Consider the following 22,126-nt stretch of genomic DNA (forward strand, 5'->3'; position numbering starts at 1 on the left):
CATGGTACTGTGTCTCAAGACACGGGAGAGTCGGTCACCGCCAGACCTGCCAAGCACGCAACGTTCCCTCATCACGACGACACCCTGGCGCGGGGTGGAGCAGCCCGGTAGCTCGTCAGGCTCATAACCTGAAGGTCACAGGTTCAAATCCTGTCCCCGCAACCAACCGAAACGAACAAGCCCGCCCGGTCACCCTGGCGGGCTTGTTCGCGTTCAGGGCGGCGCGTAACCCGGCTTCTTGAGGATCGTCTCGGCCTTGGCGACGATGTCGGGCTCGTAGACGGTGGCTGTCCAGGCGCTCGGCTCGACGTCCTCGACGCCGACCGAGACCGCGCCCTCGGAGCAACCCGTCGCGCTCATCAGCGCCTTCGTGATCGCGTCGGCGATGCGCTGCTTCTGCTCGTCGCTCCGGCCGGCATAGAGCTTGACGATGACGTGCGGCATGGGATCGGTCCCTCGTCTAGCGGGCGCCGTACTGGGCGTCGGTGACCGGCTCGAGCCAGGTCACGGCGCTGCCGCCCTGCTTCTCCTGGATGGCGATGTGGCTCATGCCGGTGGTGGCGGTGGCGCCGTGCCAGTGCCGCACGCCGGGGGGAAACCACACCACGTCGCCGGGCCGGATCTCCTCGCGCGGACCGCCCTCGGTCTGGGCCCAGCCGAGCCCCGCCGTCACGATCAGGGTCTGGCCGAGGGGATGGGTATGCCAGGCCGTGCGCGCGCCCGGCTCGAAGGTGACGTGGGCGCCGGCGACCCGGGCCGGGTCCGGCGGGCTGAGCAGCGGGTCGATCCGCACCCGGCCGGTAAAATACTCCGCGGAGCCCGTCTGCGACGGGCGGGACCCGCTCCGGTGGATCTCCATGCCAAAACCCTCCTGGCGCGCGCCTTCGCGCGGGATCGGACGTGATCTAGCCCAGTCCCGCGCGCCGCCGCCAGGGGAGAGGGCCTTCCTCAGCGCGCCGCCTCGCGCCCGACCCGGCTGTGGCGCCGGCCATAGCCGAAATAGATCGCGAGCCCGATCCCGAGCCAGATCACCAGGCGCAGCCAGGTCTCGCCGTCGAGGGACAGCATCATCGCCAGGCAGACCAGGATGCCGGCCACCGGCACGATCGGCACCAGCGGCGTGCGGTAGCCCCGCGGCTCGTCCGGGTGGGTGCGCCGCATGATGACGACGCCGGCGCAGACGATGATGAAAGCGAGCAGCGTGCCGATGCTGGTCATGTGGCCGAGCGTGCTGATCGGCGTCAACCCGCCGAGCAAGGCCGCGAACACCATGAAGAACAGGTTCGAGCGGTACGGCGTGCGCCAGGTCGGGTGAATGGCGGCGAAGAATTTCGGCAGCAGCCGGTCGTTAGCCATGGCGTAAAAGACCCGCGACTGGCCGTAGAGCAGCACCAGCATCACGGTGGTGAAGCCCGCGATGACGCCGAGCGTCACCAGGCTCTGGAGCCACGGGAACGGCGTCTGCTTGATGGCGGTGGCGACCGGCGCCGCGTCGCCCTTCATCTGCGCGTAGGGAACGAGGCCGGTCAGCACCGCCGCGAAGGCGATGTAGAGCACGGTGCAGATCGCCAGCGAGCCGAGGATGCCGGTCATCATCGTGCGCTGGGGATTCTTCACCTCCTGCGCCGCCGTCGAGACCGCATCGAAGCCGATATAGGCGAAGAACACCACGCCGGCCGCCCGCATGATGCCGCTCCATCCGTACTCGCCGAAGGTGCCGGTGTTGTCGGGGATGAACGGCACGTAGTTCTGCGCCTTGACGTAGAACAGGCCGACCCCGACCACGGCCAGCACCACGGCGACCTTCACCACCACGATCACGCCGTTGACCCGCGCCGATTCGCGCACGCCGCGCATCAAGAGCAGCGAGATCAGGCACAGGATCAGCACGGCCGGGAGGTTGACGAGGCCGTGGACACTTGAACCGTCGGCGAGAGTCACGGTCTCGAACGGCGAGTGGAGGAGGCGCGGCGGCAGCGTCACGCCCCAGTCCTGCAGCAGGGTGGCGACGTATTTCGACCAGCTCACCGACACCGTGGCGGCGCCGACGGCGTATTCGAGCACCAGGTCCCAGCCGATGATCCAGGCAACGAACTCGCCCATCGTGGCGTAGGCGTAAGTGTAGGCGCTGCCCGAGACCGGGATCATGCTGGCGAGCTCGCTGTAGCACATGCCGGCGAGGGCGCAGCCGATCGCCGCGATGGCAAACGAGATCACCACTGCCGGCCCGGCATTCTCCGCCGCCGCGATGCCGGTGAGCGAGAACAGGCCGGCCCCGATGATCGCCCCGATGCCGAGCCCGACCAGGCTCCAGGGACCCAGCGTCCGCTCGAGGCCGTGGCCGCCGCCCTCCGCGTCCTGCCGCAGGCGGTCGATCGGCTTCGTGCGCATCAATCCGCCGGACGCTGTCTCCTGCACGCTCTCCTGCGCCATCGCGTACCTCCCTTGCCGTTGAGGTCTCAACGCGGCGCTCACGCCGAGGCTGCAAGCCCGATCCCGAGACGTTCCCTTTCGGCAGCCCTCGCACTCAGGGATCGCTGCGCCGCGATTGCCTCGCCCGCGACGCATCAGCCGCTTGCCGACCGCGCCCCCGCTTCAATACTCTGGCCTCATAACCAGGGAGGAGCCCCATGTGCCGGATCTTCGCCGAGCAGACGCCGGAGCGCTACGCCTGCGAGACGCGCTCGCTGCGGATCGGCGGGCACTGCACCTCGCTGCGGCTCGAGGCGGCCTTCTGGGCCATCCTGGAGGAGATCGCCCGGCAGGAGGGTCTCAGCGTCGCGAAATTCGCCACCAAGCTGCACGACGAGGTGCTGGAGCGCCACGGCGAGGTGCGCAACTTCGCCTCGCTGCTGCGCTGCTCCTGCCTGATCTACCTGTCCCAGGGTGACCGCGCCCCGGTCCTGATGGCGGCGGAATAGTCCGGGGGCCGCGCCCTCATCCGGCATCCTCCAGGATCATCGCGGCGCCCTTCTCGGCCAGCATGATCGTCGGCGAGTTGGTGTTGCCGGAGGTGATGCGCGGCATCGCCGAGGCGTCGGCCACCCGCAGGCCCCGCACCCCGCGCACCCGCAGCCGTGCGTCCAGCACCGCGCCCGCATCGTGGTCGGCTCCCATCCGGGCGGTGCCGACGGGGTGGAAGATCGTGGTGCCGAGGTCGCCCGCGGCCCTCAAGAGGGCCGCGTCGTCGGTGATGCCGGGGCCGGGCAGGTGCTCCTCCGGCCGGTAGCGGGCGAGCGGCGCCTGCGCGACGATGCGGCGGGTGAGCTTGAGCGAATCCACCGCCACCCGCCGATCCTCCTCGGTCGACAGGTAGTTCGGCCGGATCTCGGGAGGCGCGAGCGGGTCGGGGCTCGCGGCGTGCACGCTGCCGCGGCTCGACGGGCGCAGGTTGCAGACGCTCGCCGTGAAGGCGCCGAACGGGTGCAGGCCCTCGCCCCACTTGTCGAGAGAGAGCGGCTGGAAGTGGTATTCGAGGTTGGCGGTGGCGTAGTCGGGCGAGGAGCGGGTGAACACCCCGACCTGGCTCGGCGCCATGGTGAGCGGCCCGGTGCGGAACAGCGCGTATTCCACCCCCATCCAGCCGCGCTTGATCAGGTTGGCGTAGGTGAGGTTGAGCGTCGGCACCCCCGTCACCTTGTAGACGGGGCGGATCTGCAGGTGGTCCTGCAGGTTCTCGCCGACGCCCGGCGCGTGATGCGCGACCGCGACGCCGAGGGCCTGGAGCCGCGCCCCGTCGCCGATGCCGGAGAGCTCGAGCAGCTTCGGGCTCGCGACGGCGCCCGCCGAGAGCACCACCTCGCCCTGCGCCCGCGCCAGGTAGCGCTGCCCGCCGCGTTCGAACACCACGCCGGCGGCGCGGCCGTCCTCGATCAGCACCCGCTCGACATGCACCCCGGTCTCGAGCCGCAGGTTCGGACGGTTGAGCGCCGGCTTGAGGAAGCCGCGGGCCGCGCTCCAGCGCCGGCCGCGGCGCTGGTTGACCTGAAAATACGAAGAACCCTCGTTGTCGCCGGTGTTGAAGTCCGGGATCTTGGGGATGCCGGCGGCCTCGGCCGCGTCGCGGATCGCGTCGAGGATCGCCCAGCGGATCCGCGGCGGCTCGACCCGCCACTCGCCGCCGGAGCGGTGGAAGCCGTTGGGCGGCGCGATGTGGTCCTCGTGCTTGAGGAAGTAGGGCAGCACGTCGTCCCAGCCCCAGCCCGCGAGGCCGAGCTGGCGCCAGCCGTCGTAATCGGCCGCCTGGCCGCGCATGTAGATCATCGCGTTGATGGCCGACGACCCGCCGATGACCTTGCCGCGCGGATAGGCGAGCTGGCGCCCGTTCAGCCCCGCCTCGGCCTGGGTGGTGAAGAGCCAGTCGGCCCGCTTGTTGCCGATGGCGAAGAGGTAGCCGGCCGGGATGTGGAACCAGATCCAGTTGTCGCGCCCGCCCGCCTCCAGCACCAGCACGCGGCGACGCGGCTCGGCCGAGAGGCGGTTGGCGAGCACGCAGCCCGCCGAGCCCGCCCCGACCACGATGTAGTCGTAGGTGCCGAAATCCCCGAAATCCCGCCCGGTGCCGGCCGTGCTGCCTGCCATCGCGTTCCCCGCCTGATCTCTCTTGGTCTGGCGGCGGGTTTAGCGCATTCCGCTGGCGACGGCGCAAGGGGTTGCCGCTAAGCTGCGCGAAAAGCGGGGAGGCGGGATGATGCGGCGACGATTCGGGATCGCGGTCGGGGTGGCGGCCGGCCTGGCGGCGGCACCGGCCATCGCCGGCGAGTGCGGGGCGCTCGCCAACCTCAAGATCGAGGCCGTGAATCTCCACTCCGCCGCCGAGGTGCCGGCGACCGGCGACCTGCCGGCCTATTGCCGGGTGCTCGGCACGGTGCGGCCGGCGACCAGCTTCGAGGTGCGGCTGCCGCTGCAGAACTGGAACGGCAAGTATTACGGCACCGGCTGCGGCGGCTTCTGCGGCAGCCTCCTCTCGGACCAGCCCGGCTTCACCAACGCGATGAATCACGGCCTGCGCCGGGGCTACGCCGCCTCGACGATGGACGGGGGGCACTGGGGCACCGGTGCGGCCGACGGCCGCTGGGCCGCCGGCGATCTCGTCGCCCGGATGGATTGGGGACAGCGCGCCGTGACCGAGACCGCCCGGGCCGCCAAGGCGCTGGTCCGTGCCTTCTACGACCGGCCGCAACAGAAGTCCTACTTCGCCGGCTGCTCCACCGGCGGCCGCATGGCCGCGATGGAGGCGCTGAAGTATCCCAAGGACTTCGACGGGATCATCAGCGGCGCCCCGGCCCTCGACTATACCGGCCTCGTCGCCACAACCTTCGCCTGGGTGACGAAGGCGAATACCGGCGCCGACGGCAAGCCGATCCTGACGACGCCGCGGGTCAAGCTCGTCGCCGACGCGGTCGCGGCGTCCTGCGGGACGAAGGACCAGGCCGGCCTCGTCGCAGACCCGCGGCAATGCAATTTCAAGCCGTCCTCCCTGCGCTGCACCGGCCCGGCCTCACCCGAGTGCCTGAGCGAGGCCGAGATCGGTGTGCTGGAGAAGTGGTATGCCGGGCCGACCGATGCCGGCGGCCGGCCGCTCTATCCGGGGGGCGTGCCCTTCGGCTCGGAGGCGCATTGGCCGCGCTGGCTCACGGGCTTGGGGAATGCGCCGGCGATCCTGCCGCTCTTCGCCGCCGATTTCCTGCGCTACATGGCGTTCTGGCCCTCGCCCGGGCCGTCCTACCGGGTCACGGATTTCGATTTTGCCGCCGATCCGGCCCGGATGGCGCCCCAGGCGCAGATCTACAACGCCGCCACCTACGATCCCGCGGCCGAGGCGGTGCGCCCGGTCGCCGACCTCGCTGCCTTCCGCGACGCCGGCGGCAAGCTCCTGCTCTATCACGGCTGGGGCGACCCGCTGGTCACGCCGTTCATGACCGTCGCCTTCTACGAGGCCCTCGCCAGAGGGGCGGGGACGCTCGACACGCTCAAGGACACGGCGCGCCTGTTCATGGTGCCGGGCATGGATCATTGCGGCATCGGCACCGCGGGGCCGGGGATCAGCGACACCGGCATCGATCCGCTGACGGCGCTGGAGCGCTGGGTCGAGGCCGGCGAGGCGCCGCGCGAGCTCGTGGCGACGAAGCGCGACGCCGGCGGGGCGGTGCTCTGGTCGCGGCCGGTCTGCGCCTACCCGCAGGTCCCCCGTCCGGGCACCGACGGGGCCGGGCTCACCTGCGCGGTGCCGTAACGCGATGCCGAGCCGACCGGCCTAAGACGGATTGCTTACCAATGCGAGCAAATTTGCTCTATATTGATGCATGTTAGGAGTTGTTCAGGGCCGCTTTCGTGGCATCTGTGCCGCAGGAGTGGCGGGTATGACCGACGACGCACGACCCCAGGTTCTGGCCATCGCCAGCGTGACCGCCGTCAGCACGATCGACGGCGGCGACACCCTGGCGGCCGAGGTGAGCGGGCCGGATGGCGGCACCATCTTCCTGCTGATCCCCCTCGGCGCCGCCGGCGCCCTGATCACCCAGCTCACCGACGCCGCCGAGCGCGGAGCCCAGGAGCGGCGCCTCCACAGCCAGGGGCGCCGCCCGAGCCCGGAGGCGTAGGCAAGGGGCGAAGGGGTGCAGCCCCCAGGATGATGGGCGATCGTTCGAATGCAAGCGATCCGCCGAACCGATCGTTGAGGGGCACCGGCGAGAACGGGCCTCCGATCGCGGAGGTGGGGCGTGTCGTTCAGGAATCGATTCCGGTTCGAGCACCAGATCGCCGCGCTGGTCGGCCTGCTCTGCCTCGCCCTCGTGGGGGCGACGGTGACCGGCGCCGTCTGGCTCGAGCGCCGCAGCGCCCTCGCGCTCGCCGAGGCCCGTCTCGCCCGTCTCGCCGCCGGCATGGCCGAGAGCCTCGACGCCACCCTGCGCGAGCGGTTCCGCGAGATCCAGGTTCTCGCCGGCCTCGAACCGTTGCGCGAGCGCTGGGGGGGCGATCCGACGGCGATCCGCGGCGTCCTCTCGGCCATCCGCACGACGGCGCCGGATTACGCCTGGCTCGGCTTCGTCGCGCCGGACGGCCGCGTGCGGGTCGGGACCGAGGGCATGCTCGAGGGCCTGGCGATGACCGGCCGGGCCTGGTTCGAGACCGGGCTGACCCGGCCCAATGTCGGCGACGTGCACGAGGCGAGCCTCCTGAACCGCCTTCTCGTGCGTGCCGAGCCGGAGCCCCTGCGGCTCGTCGACCTCGCCGCGCCGGTGCGCGACCCGGCCGGCCACGTCATCGGGGTGCTCGGCGGTCACCTGAGCTGGGATTGGGCGATCCGGGTGCGCCGCCGCTTCCTCGACGAGGGGCTGTCCGGCACCGACCTGTGGGTACTCGACCGGCGCGGGCGGGTGATCCTGGGGCCGCATCTCGGCGCCACGCCGTTCGGGCCGGGCCGGGTCGGCGCCATGGTCGAGCAGGGGAGCGGCCGGTTCGCGGCGGCGATCGGGGGCGAGACGCTGCTGGCGGGCTTCGCCTCGGCGGCCAAGGGCGAGCGGAGCGAGATCGCCGGCGGTGATCCCGGCCTCGGCTGGCTCGTGGTCGCGACCCGGCCCGAGGCGCAGGTCCTCGCGCCGGTGCGGCGCTCGGTTGAGGCGCTGATGGGCCTCGGCGCCGCCGTCGCGATGATCGGCGTGGCGCTGGCATTGTGCCTCGGCCGCCGCGCCGCGGCGCCGCTCCGGCGGATGACCGCCGCCGCGGACCGGATCGGCCGCGACGCCGATGCCACGACGCTGCCGCGCCTCGACGGATCCCGGGAATTCGTCGCGCTCTCGGCGGCGCTGCGCTCGCTCCTGCGGCGGATCGGCACCGCCGAGCGCGAGCTCAACGACGTCGCCGCCCGCTCGACCCGCGTCGCCGCCTTCTACCGGCGCCAGATCGAGGATCTGCGCCAGGTCGCCGGCACGGACGCGCTCACCGGCCTCCTCAACCGGCGCGGCTTTGCGGCGCCGGCCGAGGACGCCTTCGCCCAGGCCCGCAGCGGCCGCTGCGGGATCGCCGTGCTGGTCGTCGACATCGACCACTTCAAGCACGTCAACGACCAGAACGGCCACGATGCGGGCGACGCCGTGATCCGCCATGTCGGCGCCCTCCTGGCGGAGGCGGTGCGGAGCACCGACACCGTGGCGCGCTTCGGCGGCGAGGAATTCGTGGTGCTGCTCGTCGGCCTCGGAGGGCCCGAGGCGGCGCTCATCGCCGAGCGCCTCTGCGCCGCGGTGCGGGCGGCGGAGATCCCCCATGCCGGCGGCACGATCCCGGTCACGGTCAGCATCGGGGTCGCGACGTTGTCCCCGCGGGACCCGGACATCCAGGCGGCCATCGCCCGCGCCGACGCGGCGCTCTACGAGGCCAAGGCGCGGGGGCGCGACCGGATCAGCGTCGCGGCGACGGCTGAGGCGGTCGAGCGGGCGGCGTAAGCATCGACGGCATCCCCGCCCCGGACGACGGCCCGGGCGGAACCGAATCGCGCCAAGCTCCGTTTATGCTCTAACAGAGTATTCGCGGAGTAATGGAGGCAACGATGCTGAAAGGTGGGCTTCTCTGGCTGATCGGGATCCCGATCCCGATCATTCTTATCCTGTTCTTCCTGGGGTACCTGCACTGACAGGATTGATGGAAGAATGGTTCGGGATGGCGCGAGATTCGGGTTATGCGGTTATCGCGCCGGGACGGTGACGGTCTACCGCCGCCATCGATCGGCGTGACATCCCCTTTCCCGGTTCCCTGGTCTCGCCGCGGCCGCCGTGATCCGGCGCTCCGGATCGCGCGCCACCGCGTCCTCCGTCCTCCGAGGATGGGGGATCCAGGCCGGCCGCTTCTGACGCGCACGAGGCCTGCACCGTCACACGGGCAGGCACGCCCTCCGCCGCTTGCCCGGGCGGCCGGTCTCACCAGCCCGCGACGGCGGAGCTTCGCTCCGCACGCCTGAGCGACGCCGCAATCCGCATCGCGAAGCGATCAATCGGATTTCGGATGACCGGGTGCGTTGACGCCTCGCCCCGAACCACCGCATCCCCTGTAGCGCGAAGGCCTCGGAGGGGCACCGCCCGAAGCGGCGCCCCTCTGGGGGCCGTCGATGGTCCCGCCCCGCGGAAACGGCCTATTCGGCGGCCTCGATCCGCGGGCGCTCGTGCTGCCGGCGCTCGCGCTTGACGAGATCGGCGGTCAGGAACGCCACCTCGAGCGCCTGCTCGGCGTTGAGGCGCGGGTCGCAATAGGTGTGGTAGCGGTCGTGCAGGTCCTCGGCCGTCAGGGCCCGGGCGCCGCCGGTGCACTCGGTGACGTTCTTGCCCGTCATCTCGAGGTGGATGCCGCCGGCATGGGTCCCTTCCGCCTGGTGGATGTCGAAGAAGCCCTGGATCTCCTTCATCACCCGCTCGAACGGCCGGGTCTTGTAGCCGCTCGCCGTCACGGTGTTGCCGTGCATCGGGTCGCAGGACCACACGACAGTCCGGCCCTCGCGCTCCACCGCCCGGATCAGCCCGGGCAGGTGCTCGCCGACCTTGTCGGCGCCGAAGCGGCAGATCAGGGTCAGGCGGCCGGCCTCGTTCGTCGGGTTCAGCAGGTCCACGAGCCGGATCAGGTCGTCGGCCTTGAGCGACGGGCCGCACTTGAGCCCGATCGGGTTCCTGATGCCGCGGGCGAACTCGACATGGGCATGGTCGGCCTGCCGGGTGCGGTCGCCGATCCACAGCATGTGGCCCGAGGTGGCGTACCAGTCGCCGCTCGTCGAATCGACCCGGGTCAGGGCCTCCTCGTAGCCGAGCAGCAGCGCCTCGTGGCTGGTATAGAAGTCGGTCTGGCGCACCTCCTGGTGCGTCTCCGGGTTGATGCCGATCGCCCGCATGAAGTCGAGGGTCTCGGTCATGCGTTGCGCCAGGTCGGCATAGGCCGAGGACTGGGGCGAGTCCTTGACGAAGCCGAGCATCCAGCGATGCGCGTTCTCGAGGTTGGCATAGCCGCCGGTCGCGAAGGCGCGCAGCAGGTTGAGCGTCGCGGCCGACTGGCGGTAGGCCTCGGCCTGCCGGCGCGGGTCGGGCACGCGCTCGGCCTCCGTGAAGCCGATGCCGTTGACGATGTCGCCGCGGTAGCTCGGCAGCGAGACGCCGTCCACGATCTCGACCGGCGAGGAGCGCGGCTTGGCGAACTGACCGGCGATGCGGCCGACCTTCACCACCGGCGAACCGCCCGCGAAGGTCAGCACCAGCGCCATCTGCAGGAAGACGCGGAAGAAGTCGCGGATGTTGTCGGCGGAATGCTCGTCGAAGCTCTCGGCGCAGTCGCCGCCCTGGAGCAGGAACGCCTCGCCGGCCGCGACCTTGGCGAGCCCCTGCTTCAGCTTGCGCGCCTCGCCTGCAAAAACCAGCGGAGGAAAGCTCGCGAGCTGCCGCTCCACCGCGGCCAGGGCCGCGGCATCCGGATAGTCCGGAACCTGCTGAATCGGCAGCCGCCGCCAGCTCGTGGGGGTCCAACGCTCGCTCATCGTCCTCTCCTCGCGCACCTCTTCGATAACCGGTCAGGTCGGTCGCGGAAGCCGGGCTTATAGGGTGGTTTGGCCCGCGGCGCGAGGGGCGTCCCGCTGCGCCGGGCCCGACCTTCGGGCATGCCGCACGCGCTGGCCCGTCCGCACCCGAGGCTGGACCTCTGCTTCCACCTATGACAGTATTCGCGCCAAGCCTGCGCGGGGATATTGATATTTATCAAAGCAGAGGGTTTTCTGCATTGAAGCGGGCTGTTCGCTCTCCGGTCGTTCGAGGCGGGTCATGATGCGAAACCATGGCTGTAGGCTGGAGACGGGGCCCGGCCGGCGCTCCGCCATGGGTTGAGGGTCCGGCGATGGAGCGCCGCCTCGCCGCCATCCTGGTCGCCGACGTCGTCGGCTACACGAGGCTCAGCGAGGCGGCGGAGGAGGAGACCCACCGCCGCCTGAAGGCGCTGCGCACCGGCATCATCGATCCGCGGGTCGCGGGATGCGGCGGCCGAATCGTCAAGAATACCGGCGACGGCTTCATCGCCACCTTCGCGCAGGCCGCCGCGGCCGCCGATTGCGCGCTCGCCCTGCAGCGCGGGATCGCCCGGGCGACCGAGGGCGAGCCCGAGGCCTCGCGCCTCGCCTTCCGGATGGGCCTCAACCTCGCGGAGGTCATCGTCGAGGACGGCGACGTGTTCGGCGACGGGGTCAACGTGGCGGCCCGGCTCCAGGCCTATGCCGAAGCGGGCGACGTGATCGTGTCCGAGGCGGTCTTCTCGGAGGCGAGCGCCGAGGCGACGTCGCGGGCGATCGATCTCGGGCCGCTTCCCTTGCGCAACCACGCCCGGCCGGTGCGGGTCTTCGCCCTGCGGCCCCTGGCCGGCGCGGCGCGCACCGGCGAGACCGCGCCCGGGGCCGAGGCGCGCGCCTCGATCGCGGTGCTGCCGTTCCGGACCGGCGAGCCGGACCCGGACACCCTGAGGGATACCCTGGCGGACGGCTTCACCGACTGGATCGTCCGGGCGCTGTCGTCGCTGCGCGACCTGTTCGTGATCTCCCGCGGCTCGACCCTGGCCTATCGCCGCCGGCGCCCCGACCCGGCGGCCTTCGGCCGCCGCCTCGGGGTGCGCTACGTCATGGATGGGGCGATCCAGCGCGACGGCGGCCGGCTGCGGGTCTGCACCGCGCTGATCGAGTGCGGGACCGGCGCGGTGGTCAGCGCCGACCATTACGAGGGCGTGATCGACCAGGTCTTCGCCCTTCAGGACACCATCGCCCTCAAGCTGATCCGCACCATCGCCCCGCACGTGCGCGAGCGCGAATTGCAGCGGGCCCTGCGCAAGCACCCCGCGAGCCTGACGAGCTACGACCTGCTGCTCCAGGCCCTCGACCAGCTGACCCGGATGGATGCCGAGAGCTTCGCCCGCGCCGGCGGCCTGCTGCAGCAGGCGATCGCCCTCGACCCGTCCTACGCGCCGCCCTTCGCCTACGCGGCCTGGTGGCACGTCCTCCGGGTCGGCGAGATGGGCTCGCCCGATCCCGACGGCGACGGGCGCGCCGCCGCCGACCGGGCCCGCGCGGCGGTCGAGCGCGACGGCAACGACCCCCTGGCGCTCGCGATCTACGGCCACGTCCAGGCCTACCTCCTGCGCGATCGGATCACGGCGCGGCGCTTCCTCGACCGGGCGATCGAGGCCGGCCCGAGCGTCGCCATGGCCTGGACGATGAGCAGCGCCGCCCACGGCTTCTCCGGCGACGGAAGGCTGGCGATCGCGCATGCCGCGACCGGGCAGCGCCTGGCGCCGAGCGACCCCTACACCTTCTGGCACGAGGGCCTGCTCGCCCAGGCCCACTACATCGCGGGCGATCACGACGAGGCCGCCGCCTGGGCGCTCAGCGCCGTCGCCCGCAACCGCGCCATTCGCTTCACCCTGCGCATCCTCGCGGCGAGCCTCGCCGCGGCGGGCCGTGCGGCCGAGGCCCGCGAGGCGGCGGCGGAGCTGATGCGGCTGCAGCCGGATTTCCGGCTCGCCTCTTACGCGCCGCGCTGCCCTTTCGCGCCCCCGGTCCTGGCGCGCTGGCTCGGGCACCTGCGGATGGCGGGGCTGCCGGACTGAGCGGGATCGCCGGATACGCCTTTCGGGGCGGGCCTGCGCTCCGAAATCGGGTCTGGCCGCGAGGCGGGAGCGCGCCGACATCCTCGCGTGGCGCGCCGGGGGAGGTGAGCGATGACCGGCAACACGGGCAACACCGGCAATACGGGAAATACCGGGAACACGGGGAATACCGGCAATGCCGGCATCAACGGCGATGCCGGCGGCGGCTGGTTCGTGCCCGACCGGGCCGACTTCCCGTTCTCCCTGGAGGTGACGCAGGACGAGATCGAGATCGGCACCCTGCGGCGCCCGGTCTTCATCCGCGACGAGACCCCGGCGGGTGCGACGCGCAAGAGGATCGCCTTCCGCAGCGCCGACGCGCCGACCGGGCGCCCGCTCGCCTTCGAGAACCGCGCCTGGGCCGGGCGCTGGTACGCCTACCGGGTGCTGCGGGAGTTCGCCGCCACTCCTTGGGACACCGACGGCCTCAACGACGCCCTGGCGCAGATCCTCCTCGACCTGCGCGGCCCGGCGGGCGGCCCGACCGGCCAGGAACTCGAACTCGAGACCCTCGTCGTGCTGGCCCGCGACGAGCGCGCCTCGGCCATGGCCGAGATCCTGGCCCAGGACGTCGAGTTCATCACCGCCTTCATGGAGGCCCTGTCGATGACGCCGGGCTCCCATCCCCGGACCTACCGGGTGCTGCACGCCGCGAGCCTCGTCGGCTCCTTCGCGGCCCTGCGCTTCAAGGAGGCCTTCGACCGGCCGCGCCCCTCCTTCCTCTGCCCGGCCCTCATGCCGCCGGTGCCGGTGCCGGGGCACGCCTCCTTCCCGAGCGGCCACGCCACCCAGTCGCGCCTGATGGCGCGCTGCGTCGCCTTCGCGTTGCGCCTCTCCGGCCTGCCCCATGCCGAGCGCCGCCCGGTCAACGAGACCCTGAAGGCGCTCGCCCGGCGCGTCGCCCGCAACCGCGAGATCGCCGGGCTGCATTATCCCAGCGACTCGGTCGCCGGCCGCCGGCTCGCGAACGCCGTGTTCGAGACCCTGGCGCGGCATTCCGGCGACGGCCTGAGCCGCCGGCACTACGCCCTGCCGGCCTTCGGCGACGCGGTGATCAAGGCCGCCCGGGAGTTCAACCCGGACCTGGTCCTGCCGCCGGAGACGCCGTGAGGGGGGAGGGCGCGATGACGGGTGAGCCGCAGGAGCGCGAGACGCAGAGCGCGACGGAGACAGGTGCCACCGAGATCCTGGCCGGGGGCCTCGCCCTCCGGCTCCACCCGCTGCCGCCGGCCGATCTCGACCTGGCGCGGACCGATGCGCGGACCCTCGCCCGCTACGGCCTGCCCGTCCCGCGGCCCGGGGACGGTCCGGCGGCGTCGGCCTTCCGCCGTGCGATCCTGGAACCGCCGCCGGACCGCCCGTTGCGCCTCGTGCCGGCTTTGCCGCGGGCGAGCGTCGCCCCGCGGTTGAGGGCCTTCACCCACGCCGCGGTGCCGGTGCGCCGGAGCGCCAACTGGGCGGGCGGCACGCTCACCGCCGGCCATGGCCGCAGCTTCGTCGGCGTGATGGCGCGCTGGCGCGTGCCGGCGGTCACGGGCGGGGGCCCGCCGGCCCGCGCCTCGACCTGGATCGGCCTCGACGGGCAGGGCTTCTACCGCAACGCCAGCCTGCCGCAGATCGGCACGCTGCAGACCTGGGACGGCCAGCGCGCCCGCTATGAAACCTGGGTCCAGTGGTGGGCCCGCGGCGAGGCCAATGCCCCCCTTCCCCTCGGCCTCGCCGTGGCGCCGGGCGACGCGGTGAGCGCGATCGTGACGCTCCTCGACCCCGCGACGGTGCGCTTCAACCTGAAGAACGAGACCACCGGCACGCTGCTCCAGCCCTTCGACGTCGCGGCGCCCGGGGGGCGGCATGTCTCCGGCGCGAGCGCGGAGTGGATCCTGGAACGCCCGAGCCCGCCGGGCGCCGATGGCTGGCACCCCTATCCCCTGGCAGCCCTGGCGCCGTTCCCGTTCACCGCCTGCCTCGCCCAGTCCCGGGCGCCGGGCGAGACGGCCCTGACCGAGCACGACCTCGCCCGGGCGAGCCTGGTCCGCATGATCGCCCTCGGGACCCGGCCGGCCCGCGCCCGCACGATCGCGTACCCGGCCCGGGTGAAGGGCGATCCACGGGCCCTGCGGATGAGCGTCGGGTCGCCGTTCTGAGAGCCATCCCGCCGGCCGCAGACGGCCGCCAGTTGGGCGGACAGAAAGATAAAAAAACAAGATGGGCAGAGCTACGTCATCGACGCCACGGGACACGCCGCTGCCGATCTGTCTGCGGCGACGCATCTCCAACCCACACCCTCATCCTGAGGTGGCCGGCGATCTTCGATCGTGGGCGATCTCCGATCGCCGGCACCTCTGGATGAGGTTCGAGGATCGGAGGTCCGTGACCCCGGTCGATCGCAGTGTCGTGGACTGTGGATCGACGCGCACGGTCCACGACGATGGGTGGATCGCGCCGCCCGGTCCGGGAGCGGCCCTGGACGTGATCGAGGCCGCGTTCCTCCTCGCGGTGCCGGTGCGCCGGCTCGCAGGCCCGGCGCACCGTGATCGCCCCGGCGAGCAACGGCCGCGTGACCTGACGTCCCGCGCGGATGCCGCTGTTCCGCCGCCTTCGCCCCCCGGATATTTCTACATGTAACCGCGACTTCGCCATCCTGGTCGGATGCCGGATCTTGCGGCAGGCGGTGATCTGCGCTCTCTGTTCGAGGGCCGCCGTGCTCGATGAGGCATCCGATGACTCGACATGTCCGCGTCGCTGCCTTGCTCTCGGGCGGACTCGTCGGCCTGGCCTCGACCGCCGGCACCGCGCCGCCGCTGGCGGCGGACGGCAAGCCGCCGGCCTACGCGATCGTGGAACTCGACGTGCGGCAGCCGCAGGAATTCGCGCGCGAGTTCTTCCCCCGCGCGGCGGAGGTGTTCGCGAAGGCGGGCGGAACCTTCCTGGCGCGGCCCGGCGCCCCCACCGCCGTCGACGGCGCTCCGCCCGGCCGGGTCGCGGTCATCCGGTTCGAGACGCGCGAGATCGCGGTCGCGACCTTCGCGTCGGACGCCTACCGCGAGGCGCGCAAGATCGGCGACCGTTACGCCGATTTCCGCATCTTCATCGTCGAGGGTCAGGCGCCCTGACACGCGACCGCAGGCCGGAGGCCTGAGCCCCGACGATCCGGCCCACCGTCACGCCGGTCGCGCCCCGATCTTGGCTGGCCCCTGCTTCGCCGCCTTGACCCGCGAGACCCGCCGGCATCGGGCGCCGCTTGGCCTGCCCGGGTCCTCCGAGCAATAGACCCTGCCGCCGACGGCCGGACGCACGGGTCTGGCCCCCGGCAGGATTTTCTCCGCGAACCGATGTGACATGCCGCGCGATGCGGCTTAGAGGCAATCGCCAGAAGGCCGCCGCCCGCACCCCGGTGCGGGCGCGTCCCCGTTCTTTGTCATGCCGGGCCGCTCGCGCCCGCCCTCGAAGGATTCGTCCATGACCCCGACCCGCATCCCGGGAGCCGCCGCCCGATGATCGTCTCCCCCCTGATGACCGTGATGGTCGACGCGGTGCGCAAGGCGGCGCGCGGCCTCAAGCGCGACTTCGGCGAGATCGAGAACCTGCAGGTCTCCCGCAAGGGGCCGGGCGACTTCGTCTCCGCCGCCGACCGCAAGGCCGAGGCGACCTTGCGCGAGGCGCTGATGAAGGCGCGGCCGGGCTATGGCCTGGTGATGGAGGAGAGCGGGACCATCGAGGGCCAGGACAAGACCCATACCTGGCACGTCGACCCCCTCGACGGCACCACCAACTTCCTGCACGGCGTGCCGCATTTCTGCATCTCGGTCGGGCTCGAGCGCGAGGGCACGATCGTCGCCGCGGTGATCTACGAGCCGATCAAGGACGAGCTCTACATCGCCGAGCGCGGCAAGGGCGCCTTCCTCAACAACAAGCGCCTGCGGGTCGCCGGGCGGCAGGATCTCGCCGACAGCCTGGCGCTCTACGGCTCGCCTTATCTCGGCCGCGGCAGCCATCCGCGCCTGCTCAAGGAACTCGCCGCCGTGATGGCGGTGACCGGCGGCGTGCGCCAGACCGGCTCGGCCGCCCTCGACCTCGCGGCAGTCGCCTGCGGCCGGGCCGACCTGTACTGGGAGCGCGACATCCAGACCTGGGACATGGCCGCGGGCCTGCTCCTGGTGCGCGAGGCCGGGGGCTTCGCCAGCAGCGCCGACGGCGGCGCCGACCCGATGACCGCCCGCTCGGTCGCCTGCGGCAACGAGGTCCTGCACCGCGAGCTCGTCGCCATCCTGCGCAAGGTCGGCGGCTGACGGCGCCGCAAGGCCCCCAGGGTCGGCCCTCCGGCCGGCCCCCGATCTGGTCTAAAGTCCCCGCTCACGCATCACCGGAAGGCCCCGCATGGACCCGCGCACCCTGTCCGCGCTCAAGGACGCGATCCGCTCGATCCCGGACTACCCGAAGCCCGGCATCGTCTTCCGCGACATCACCACGCTGCTCGGCGACGCCCGCGCCTTCCGGCGCGCGGTGGACGAGCTGGTCCACCCCTTCGCGGGGGGCCGGATCGACCAGGTCGCCGGCATCGAGGCGCGGGGCTTCATCCTCGGCGGCGCCATCGCCCACCAGCTCTCCTCGGGCTTCGTGCCGATCCGCAAGAAGGGCAAGCTGCCCCACACCACGGTCTCGATCGCCTACGCGCTCGAATACGGCACCGACGAGATGGAGATCCATTCCGACGCGGTGCGGCCCGGCGACCGGGTGATCCTCGTCGACGACCTGATCGCCACCGGCGGCACCGCCACCGCGGCGGTGAACCTCCTGCGCCAGATCGGCGCCGAGGTGGTGGCGGCCTGCTTCGTCATCGACCTGCCGGAACTCGGCGGCGCCGACCGCCTGCGCGCCCTCGACCTGCCGGTGCGCACCCTGATCGAGTTCGAGGGGCACTGACGAGAAAGGCGGGCCCGTCAAGGCCCGCCCTCTCATGTGTCCGTCCCGGACCGTGACGGCTCAGGCGGCCTTGGCCAGGCTCTCGAACAGGCCGCGCCCGTCGGTGCCGCCGACCAGGCCCTCGACGAAATTCTCCGGATGCGGCATCAGCCCGAGCACGTTGCGGGTCTCGGAGTAGATGCCGGCGATGGAGTTGAGCGAGCCGTTGCGGTTGGCCGCGACGGTGAGCTGCCCGGCCTCGTCGCAGTAGCGGAACGCCACCCGGCCCTCGCCCTCGATCCGCGCGAGCGTGTCGGGATCGGCGAAGTAGTTGCCCTCGCCATGGGCGACGCAGACGTCGATCACCTGGTGCTGGCCGTAGGCCCGCGTGAAGGCGGTGTCCGTGCGCTCGACCCGAAGGGTCTGGCGATGGCAGATGAAGCGGCGGTTGACGTTGCGCATCAGCACGCCCGGCAGCAGGCCGGATTCGCACAGGATCTGGAAGCCGTTGCAGATCCCGAGCACCAGGCCGCCGCGGGCGGCGTGGGCCCGCACCGCATCCATGGCGTGCGCGCGGCCCGCGATGGCGCCGCAGCGCAGGTAGTCGCCGTACGAGAAGCCGCCGGGCAGGACCGCGAGGTCGGTGCCGGCGGGAAGCGCGGTCTCGGTGTGCCAGACCGAGGTGACCTCGGCGCCGGACAGCCGCAGCGCGCGGGCGACGTCGGCGTCGCGGTTCGAGCCCGGGAAGACGACGATGGCGGCCTTCATCGGGCGATCTCGACGCGGTAGTTCTCGACCACGGTGTTGGCGAGCAGCCGGTCGCAGGCCGCCTTCACGGTGGCCTCCGCGGCGGCCTCGTCGGCAGCCTCGACGTCGACCTCGAAGAACTTGCCCTGGCGCACCCCGGCGATGCCGGCGATGCCGAGCGAGCGCAGCGCCCCTTCGATCGCCTTGCCCTGGGGGTCGAGGACGCCGGTCTTCAGGGTGACGGTGACGCGCGCTTTCATCGGCCAGACCTTCGACAGCGGAGGGCTTCGTGCCGCTCCCGATAGTGCGTAATCTGGCCTGAGGCAACGCCGGGGACGGTGACCGCGGGCGCTCGCGCGCGCATTGATCTTTGCTGGTAGGATTCTAATACTGGCGCGGGCTCACGGGCATCGCGGCACGGAACCGGTTCGCTTCGCGCGAGGGCGGCGTGGGCTTCAGGGGTGGGTCATGGCGGACGCCGATGACGCGTTCATTCATCAAGCATTCGACCTGATCGACGGCCTCGAGGGCCTGTCGGACCCCCTCGACGTGCAGAAAACCATCCTCGATCTCGTCGCCCGCTGCGGCTTCTCCTACTTCGCGATCACGCGGCTGCCGCAGCCGAGCGAGCGGCTCGGCCCCAACCTGCTGCTCAACGTGTGGCCGGAGGGCTGGCTGTCGCACTACGACCGGGTCGGCCATTACCGTTATGATCCGGTGGTGCGGCACTGCTTCCGCACCACCGAGCCCTTCGCCTGGAGCGAGGTGCCCTACGAGGCGGCGGTCGCCCCCCAGGCCCACCGGGTGATGGAGGAGGCCCGCGAGCACGGCATGGGGGCGGGCTTCTGCGTGCCGATCCACGACGCCCACGGGTTCCAGGGCGGGATCTCGCTCGCCGGCGAGCGGATCGAGATGCCGCCCCGGGTGCGCCGGGCAATCCACCTGCTCGGGCTCTATGCCTGGTCGGCGGCGACCCGCACCACCGCCCGGCGGCGCAAGCCGACCGGGCGGCTCCTGAGCGCGCGCGAGCGGGACGTCCTGTCCTGGGCCGCGCAGGGGCGCACCCGCGAGGAGATCGCCGACCTCCTCGGCGTGTCGAGCGAGACCGTCGCGACCCACCTGCGCAATGCCCGCAGCAAGATCGGCACCCGCAACACCACCCATACGGTGATCGAGGCCCTGCGCCTGCGCGAGATCGTACTCTGAACTCCGGCCCGGCGGCGTCGCGCCGCCGCGATCACCGCAAGGTTGCGCCCGACAAAACTGCGCCAATTGCGCGCGCCAGCGCCGCCCTACCGGTTTTCGGGGATACCTGAGGTCATTCGCCTCTGGCCTTATGGAGGCCGGACCGAGGGACGTCAGCGCATGATCCGCCTCCACGTCATCGACCGGGCGAGCCGCGCGGCCTACGCGGACGCGCTCGATCAGCACCGTGCCTTGCGCCTCGGCATCGTCGAGGAGACCTGCCGCCGGGTGCTGCGGGCGGGCGACGGCGGCACGGCGTGCGATCCGTTCGACACCGAGGCCACGCGTTACCTCCTGGCCCTCGACGGCGCCGGCCGGGTGGCGGGCGGGACACGCCTGCTGCCCGCCGAGCGCCCGACCCCGCTCTCCGAGGTGTTCTCGCACCTCGCCGACCTGCGGGGGTTCGAGCGCAGCCCAGGAACCTGGGAATGCACGCGGTTCCTGCTCTCCCCGCGCTTCCGCGAGGACAGGCCTTTGTCGCGGGCGGCCGGCGTGGTGGCGGCCGGCCTGATCGAGCACTGCCTCGAGCAGGGGATCCCGCGGCTGAACCTCGTCAGCGAGACCTACTGGATCCCCAGGATGGCGGAGCTCGGCTGGCGCCCGCGGCCCCTCGGCCTGCCGGTCGCCTATGCGGGCGCCTCGCTCTGCGCCGTCACGATCGCGATGACCGAGAGCGCCTTGAGCGGCACCCGGGCCGCCTACGGGATCGCGACGTCCGTCCTGGCCCGTCCCCGGCCGGCGCCCCCGCCGGACCGCGCCCGGGCTCCGGGCGGCCGCGGCCTGGCAGCCTGAAGGCCGACGCGATGGCGCATCAGAACGGCACCCGCTTCTCCGTCCCGTCGGCGCTCCCCTCCGGCCGGCCGCCGGACAGCGGACGTCCCCCGGCCGACCGCCTGGCCGAGCACCTGATCGAGGCCTACCGGCAGGCCGCCGCCTGCGAGGATCCGGTCGCCCTCGACCTGATCCGCCTCGCGCTCTGGCATGTCGGCCACACCTACCCGCCGTCCGGCCTCGCGCCCCTGGAGGAGCATTGGTCGTGACTCTCCGCGGGTCCTCCGCCTTCCGTCCCCGCTCGGGGCCGGCTCACCCCCAGAACCGTTCCGTACTCCACCAGGCACACACCATGGCGACCGCGATCCATTCCCCCCTGTCGCAATCCGCTCTCTCCCAGGCCGCCCGGGCCGAGATCCAGGCCCTGCGCCTCGCCGCCGGCATCCTCGACCTGCAACACACCGCGAGCCCGGACATCCGCGACCTCCCTTCGGTGCAGGCGATGATCCGCGCAGCCGCGGCCGTGTTCGACGAGTTCGGCTTCGGCGAGGACGGCGAGTCCGACCGGGCGATCTCGGCCTGAAGGCGGCGCCGGTCCTCAGGGGCCGGGATGCGGCGCGGGACCTCGTCCCGCGAGACGGACGCGCGACGCCGACCGAAGGCGCCTCGCCGGCCTCCCGGTCCGGTCGTGGATCACACCTTTTCGGACGTTCTCGGACCTGACGTGCCGCGATCGAAGGGCTCCTGCGAGCCCCACCTGATCGGTGCCGACGCGAACAGGGCGCGGGATCCCCTCTCCAAGCGATCCCGGTCCGCCCCGGGATCGCTGCAAGGTGTGGGACAGGGGAGACGCGCTCGATGTCTGCACGAACGGATCAGGCGGAGGTTGTTTCGGTCCCCGCGGGGACGCCCTATGGAAAGCCGACCCCCCGCGGCGTCGGCGGCGCCTCGTTGAGCAGCGTCACCGTCACCCGCCGGTTGGCCGGGAGGTAGGGATTGTCCGGAAACAGCGGCTCCGTGTCGGCCTTGCCGGACACCGAGGCGAAGCGGTCGCCCGGCAGGCCGCTGCCGGCCAGGACCTCGCGCACGCTGATCGCGCGGCCGGCGGAGAGTTCCCAGGGCGGGGCGGCGGGGCGGCGGCCCGGGCGGTCGGCGGAGGTGTAGCCGGTCACCGCGATGCGGTTCGGCATCCGCCGCAGGGTCGGGGCGATCCGCTCGAGCACCTGCCGGGTGCGGTCGTTCGGCCGGGTCGAGCCCTCCGGGAACATCGAGCGGTTGTCCTGGTCGACGAGCGAGATGTCGAGGCCGCGCGCCGTCACCTCGATCACGATGCTCTTCGACAGTTCGGCGATCTCCGGCAGGTCCTGCAGGGCCTGGCGCAACGACGTCATGGCGAGGCCGAAGCCGTCCTTGTAGGCGTTGTGCTGGAGCCCGTCGGACAGGATCTCGTCCGGGTTCGGCGGCTCGGCCCGGTCGGAGGACTTTTCCGGCGGGATGTCGCGGGTGTCGCGCAGCTTGCTGGCCGAGGGCAGGCCGTCCCGCTCGATGATGCCGTTGAAGCGCGATTCCCGGTTGTTGCCGAAGGCGTCGCGCATCGAGCCCGCCACCGCCTGGAGCTTCTTCTGGTCCTGGGTCGAGTAGGCGGCGATCATCACGAAGAAGCTCATCAACAGCGCCATCAGGTCCGCGAAGGTCACGAACCAGCCGTGGCCGCCATGCGCCCCGCGCTTCTTTCTAGCCACCGCTCAGGTCTCCTCGGAAGGGCACGCCGGCGTCCGCTCCGGCCGCCTCGGCGGCCATCGCGTCG

At 72.0% G+C, this 22,126-nt stretch carries 23 protein-coding genes and 1 tRNA gene; 16 read left to right on the forward strand and 8 right to left on the reverse strand.

Annotated features, from left to right (window positions below):
- Window positions 1-88 precede the first annotated feature (88 nt).
- A tRNA-Met gene (locus EU555_RS21895) sits at window positions 89-165 on the forward strand.
- Window positions 166-213: 48 nt separating this feature from the next.
- Here the strand turns inward: EU555_RS21895 and EU555_RS21900 are convergent.
- The 3 genes from EU555_RS21900 to EU555_RS21910 all read right to left on the reverse strand — a co-directional run bounded on the left by EU555_RS21900 (window position 214) and on the right by EU555_RS21910 (window position 2,391).
- Window positions 214-444, reverse strand: a complete 231-nt coding sequence (locus tag EU555_RS21900) for a tautomerase family protein (protein ID WP_135417358.1) — start codon at window positions 442-444, stop codon at window positions 214-216.
- Window positions 445-460: 16 nt separating this feature from the next.
- Window positions 461-859 carry a (R)-mandelonitrile lyase gene (locus EU555_RS21905; RefSeq protein ID WP_135417359.1) on the reverse strand — a complete coding sequence of 133 codons (399 nt, stop codon included), beginning with the start codon at window positions 857-859 and terminating at the stop codon, window positions 461-463.
- An 89-nt stretch (window positions 860-948) separates the two neighbouring features.
- Window positions 949-2,391, reverse strand: a complete 1,443-nt coding sequence (locus tag EU555_RS21910; RefSeq protein ID WP_425375138.1) for an amino acid permease — start codon at window positions 2,389-2,391, stop codon at window positions 949-951.
- Window positions 2,392-2,630: 239 nt separating this feature from the next.
- Between EU555_RS21910 and EU555_RS21915 the strand changes: the two genes are divergently transcribed.
- Window positions 2,631-2,921 carry a ribbon-helix-helix domain-containing protein gene (locus tag EU555_RS21915; RefSeq protein WP_135417361.1) on the forward strand — a complete coding sequence of 97 codons (291 nt, stop codon included), beginning with the start codon at window positions 2,631-2,633 and terminating at the stop codon, window positions 2,919-2,921.
- A gap of 16 nt (window positions 2,922-2,937) precedes the next feature.
- Here the strand turns inward: EU555_RS21915 and EU555_RS21920 are convergent, their stop codons facing one another.
- Window positions 2,938-4,581 carry a GMC family oxidoreductase gene (locus tag EU555_RS21920; protein ID WP_135417362.1) on the reverse strand — a complete coding sequence of 548 codons (1,644 nt, stop codon included), beginning with the start codon at window positions 4,579-4,581 and terminating at the stop codon, window positions 2,938-2,940.
- A gap of 106 nt (window positions 4,582-4,687) precedes the next feature.
- On the opposite strand from EU555_RS21920, the gene EU555_RS21925 reads away from it, so the two are divergent.
- From EU555_RS21925 to EU555_RS21935, 3 genes are all read left to right on the forward strand, one after another.
- Window positions 4,688-6,235 carry a tannase/feruloyl esterase family alpha/beta hydrolase gene (locus EU555_RS21925; protein WP_205820979.1) on the forward strand — a complete coding sequence of 516 codons (1,548 nt, stop codon included), beginning with the start codon at window positions 4,688-4,690 and terminating at the stop codon, window positions 6,233-6,235.
- A gap of 127 nt (window positions 6,236-6,362) precedes the next feature.
- Window positions 6,363-6,602 (forward strand): hypothetical protein, encoded by a 240-nt coding sequence (locus EU555_RS21930; protein ID WP_135417363.1) that lies wholly within the window; start codon window positions 6,363-6,365, stop codon window positions 6,600-6,602.
- 120 nt (window positions 6,603-6,722) lie between these two features.
- Window positions 6,723-8,444 carry a sensor domain-containing diguanylate cyclase gene (locus tag EU555_RS21935; protein WP_135417364.1) on the forward strand — a complete coding sequence of 574 codons (1,722 nt, stop codon included), beginning with the start codon at window positions 6,723-6,725 and terminating at the stop codon, window positions 8,442-8,444.
- A 683-nt stretch (window positions 8,445-9,127) separates the two neighbouring features.
- Here the strand turns inward: EU555_RS21935 and EU555_RS21940 are convergent.
- Window positions 9,128-10,510, reverse strand: coding sequence for a class II 3-deoxy-7-phosphoheptulonate synthase (locus tag EU555_RS21940; RefSeq protein WP_135417365.1), 1,383 nt, complete (start codon window positions 10,508-10,510; stop codon window positions 9,128-9,130).
- Between the two features lie 353 nt (window positions 10,511-10,863).
- Between EU555_RS21940 and EU555_RS21945 the strand changes: the two genes are divergently transcribed.
- From EU555_RS21945 to EU555_RS21975, 7 genes are all read left to right on the forward strand, one after another.
- On the forward strand, window positions 10,864-12,615 hold the full coding sequence (locus tag EU555_RS21945) for an adenylate/guanylate cyclase domain-containing protein (protein WP_167858634.1): 1,752 nt from the start codon (window positions 10,864-10,866) through the stop codon (window positions 12,613-12,615).
- A 111-nt stretch (window positions 12,616-12,726) separates the two neighbouring features.
- Window positions 12,727-13,764 carry a phosphatase PAP2 family protein gene (locus EU555_RS21950; protein WP_135417367.1) on the forward strand — a complete coding sequence of 346 codons (1,038 nt, stop codon included), beginning with the start codon at window positions 12,727-12,729 and terminating at the stop codon, window positions 13,762-13,764.
- Between the two features lie 14 nt (window positions 13,765-13,778).
- Window positions 13,779-14,798, forward strand: coding sequence for a G1 family glutamic endopeptidase (locus EU555_RS21955; RefSeq protein WP_135417368.1), 1,020 nt, complete (start codon window positions 13,779-13,781; stop codon window positions 14,796-14,798).
- A gap of 226 nt (window positions 14,799-15,024) precedes the next feature.
- Window positions 15,025-15,279 (forward strand): hypothetical protein, encoded by a 255-nt coding sequence (locus EU555_RS21960; protein ID WP_135417369.1) that lies wholly within the window; start codon window positions 15,025-15,027, stop codon window positions 15,277-15,279.
- Between the two features lie 95 nt (window positions 15,280-15,374).
- Window positions 15,375-15,767, forward strand: a complete 393-nt coding sequence (locus tag EU555_RS21965) for a DUF1330 domain-containing protein (RefSeq protein ID WP_167858635.1) — start codon at window positions 15,375-15,377, stop codon at window positions 15,765-15,767.
- 381 nt (window positions 15,768-16,148) lie between these two features.
- Entirely contained in the window at window positions 16,149-16,943 is a 795-nt protein-coding gene (locus tag EU555_RS21970) for an inositol monophosphatase family protein (RefSeq protein WP_135417371.1), read from the forward strand.
- A gap of 88 nt (window positions 16,944-17,031) precedes the next feature.
- Entirely contained in the window at window positions 17,032-17,577 is a 546-nt protein-coding gene (locus tag EU555_RS21975; protein ID WP_135417372.1) for an adenine phosphoribosyltransferase, read from the forward strand.
- Window positions 17,578-17,637: 60 nt separating this feature from the next.
- Here EU555_RS21975 and purQ read toward each other — a convergent pair whose 3' ends face one another.
- Window positions 17,638-18,324, reverse strand: a complete 687-nt coding sequence (gene purQ / locus EU555_RS21980) for a phosphoribosylformylglycinamidine synthase subunit PurQ (protein WP_135417373.1) — start codon at window positions 18,322-18,324, stop codon at window positions 17,638-17,640.
- Window positions 18,321-18,563, reverse strand: coding sequence for a phosphoribosylformylglycinamidine synthase subunit PurS (purS, locus tag EU555_RS21985; RefSeq protein WP_135417374.1), 243 nt, complete (start codon window positions 18,561-18,563; stop codon window positions 18,321-18,323). Before purS ends, purQ begins: the two co-directional genes overlap by 4 nt.
- A gap of 208 nt (window positions 18,564-18,771) precedes the next feature.
- Here purS and EU555_RS21990 point away from each other — a divergent pair, with 208 nt between their 5' ends.
- From EU555_RS21990 to EU555_RS22005, 4 genes are all read left to right on the forward strand, one after another.
- The gene (locus tag EU555_RS21990; RefSeq protein WP_135417375.1) at window positions 18,772-19,509 is read left to right on the forward strand and encodes a helix-turn-helix transcriptional regulator; all 738 of its coding nucleotides are present in this window, start codon (window positions 18,772-18,774) and stop codon (window positions 19,507-19,509) included.
- Window positions 19,510-19,668: 159 nt separating this feature from the next.
- Window positions 19,669-20,340 carry an acyl-homoserine-lactone synthase gene (locus tag EU555_RS21995; RefSeq protein WP_135417376.1) on the forward strand — a complete coding sequence of 224 codons (672 nt, stop codon included), beginning with the start codon at window positions 19,669-19,671 and terminating at the stop codon, window positions 20,338-20,340.
- Window positions 20,341-20,351: 11 nt separating this feature from the next.
- On the forward strand, window positions 20,352-20,588 hold the full coding sequence (locus EU555_RS22000; RefSeq protein WP_135417377.1) for a hypothetical protein: 237 nt from the start codon (window positions 20,352-20,354) through the stop codon (window positions 20,586-20,588).
- 83 nt (window positions 20,589-20,671) lie between these two features.
- A complete protein-coding gene (locus EU555_RS22005; RefSeq protein ID WP_135417378.1) occupies window positions 20,672-20,902 on the forward strand; it encodes a hypothetical protein in 231 nt (76 codons plus the stop codon).
- Window positions 20,903-21,230: 328 nt separating this feature from the next.
- On the opposite strand, the gene EU555_RS22010 is transcribed toward EU555_RS22005, so the two are convergent.
- The gene (locus tag EU555_RS22010; protein WP_135417379.1) at window positions 21,231-22,061 is read right to left on the reverse strand and encodes an OmpA/MotB family protein; all 831 of its coding nucleotides are present in this window, start codon (window positions 22,059-22,061) and stop codon (window positions 21,231-21,233) included.
- Window positions 22,062-22,126 lie beyond the last annotated feature (65 nt).

It is taken from the genome of Methylobacterium nonmethylotrophicum, from assembly GCF_004745635.1.
Classification (GTDB): Bacteria; Pseudomonadota; Alphaproteobacteria; order Rhizobiales; family Beijerinckiaceae; genus Methylobacterium; species Methylobacterium nonmethylotrophicum.

Excerpts from the sequence above, each read along its gene's own strand:
- purQ (WP_135417373.1), bottom strand. The coding sequence starts at position 18,324 with ATGAAGGCCGCCATCGTCGTCTTCCCGGGCTCGAACCGCGACGCCGAC.
- EU555_RS21920 (WP_135417362.1), bottom strand. The coding sequence starts at position 4,581 with ATGGCAGGCAGCACGGCCGGCACCGGGCGGGATTTCGGGGATTTCGGC.
- EU555_RS21975 (WP_135417372.1), top strand. The coding sequence starts at position 17,032 with ATGGACCCGCGCACCCTGTCCGCGCTCAAGGACGCGATCCGCTCGATC.
- EU555_RS21970 (WP_135417371.1), top strand. The coding sequence starts at position 16,149 with ATGATCGTCTCCCCCCTGATGACCGTGATGGTCGACGCGGTGCGCAAG.
- EU555_RS21990 (WP_135417375.1), top strand. The coding sequence starts at position 18,772 with ATGGCGGACGCCGATGACGCGTTCATTCATCAAGCATTCGACCTGATC.
- EU555_RS21905 (WP_135417359.1), bottom strand. The coding sequence starts at position 859 with ATGGAGATCCACCGGAGCGGGTCCCGCCCGTCGCAGACGGGCTCCGCG.
- EU555_RS21930 (WP_135417363.1), top strand. The coding sequence starts at position 6,363 with ATGACCGACGACGCACGACCCCAGGTTCTGGCCATCGCCAGCGTGACC.
- EU555_RS21940 (WP_135417365.1), bottom strand. The coding sequence starts at position 10,510 with ATGAGCGAGCGTTGGACCCCCACGAGCTGGCGGCGGCTGCCGATTCAG.
- purS (WP_135417374.1), bottom strand. The coding sequence starts at position 18,563 with ATGAAAGCGCGCGTCACCGTCACCCTGAAGACCGGCGTCCTCGACCCC.
- EU555_RS22000 (WP_135417377.1), top strand. The coding sequence starts at position 20,352 with ATGGCGCATCAGAACGGCACCCGCTTCTCCGTCCCGTCGGCGCTCCCC.
- EU555_RS21965 (WP_167858635.1), top strand. The coding sequence starts at position 15,375 with ATGACTCGACATGTCCGCGTCGCTGCCTTGCTCTCGGGCGGACTCGTC.
- EU555_RS21995 (WP_135417376.1), top strand. The coding sequence starts at position 19,669 with ATGATCCGCCTCCACGTCATCGACCGGGCGAGCCGCGCGGCCTACGCG.
- EU555_RS22005 (WP_135417378.1), top strand. The coding sequence starts at position 20,672 with ATGGCGACCGCGATCCATTCCCCCCTGTCGCAATCCGCTCTCTCCCAG.
- EU555_RS21945 (WP_167858634.1), top strand. The coding sequence starts at position 10,864 with ATGGAGCGCCGCCTCGCCGCCATCCTGGTCGCCGACGTCGTCGGCTAC.
- EU555_RS21900 (WP_135417358.1), bottom strand. The coding sequence starts at position 444 with ATGCCGCACGTCATCGTCAAGCTCTATGCCGGCCGGAGCGACGAGCAG.
- EU555_RS21925 (WP_205820979.1), top strand. The coding sequence starts at position 4,688 with ATGATGCGGCGACGATTCGGGATCGCGGTCGGGGTGGCGGCCGGCCTG.
- EU555_RS21955 (WP_135417368.1), top strand. The coding sequence starts at position 13,779 with ATGACGGGTGAGCCGCAGGAGCGCGAGACGCAGAGCGCGACGGAGACA.
- EU555_RS21910 (WP_425375138.1), bottom strand. The coding sequence starts at position 2,391 with ATGCGCACGAAGCCGATCGACCGCCTGCGGCAGGACGCGGAGGGCGGC.
- EU555_RS21950 (WP_135417367.1), top strand. The coding sequence starts at position 12,727 with ATGACCGGCAACACGGGCAACACCGGCAATACGGGAAATACCGGGAAC.
- EU555_RS21915 (WP_135417361.1), top strand. The coding sequence starts at position 2,631 with ATGTGCCGGATCTTCGCCGAGCAGACGCCGGAGCGCTACGCCTGCGAG.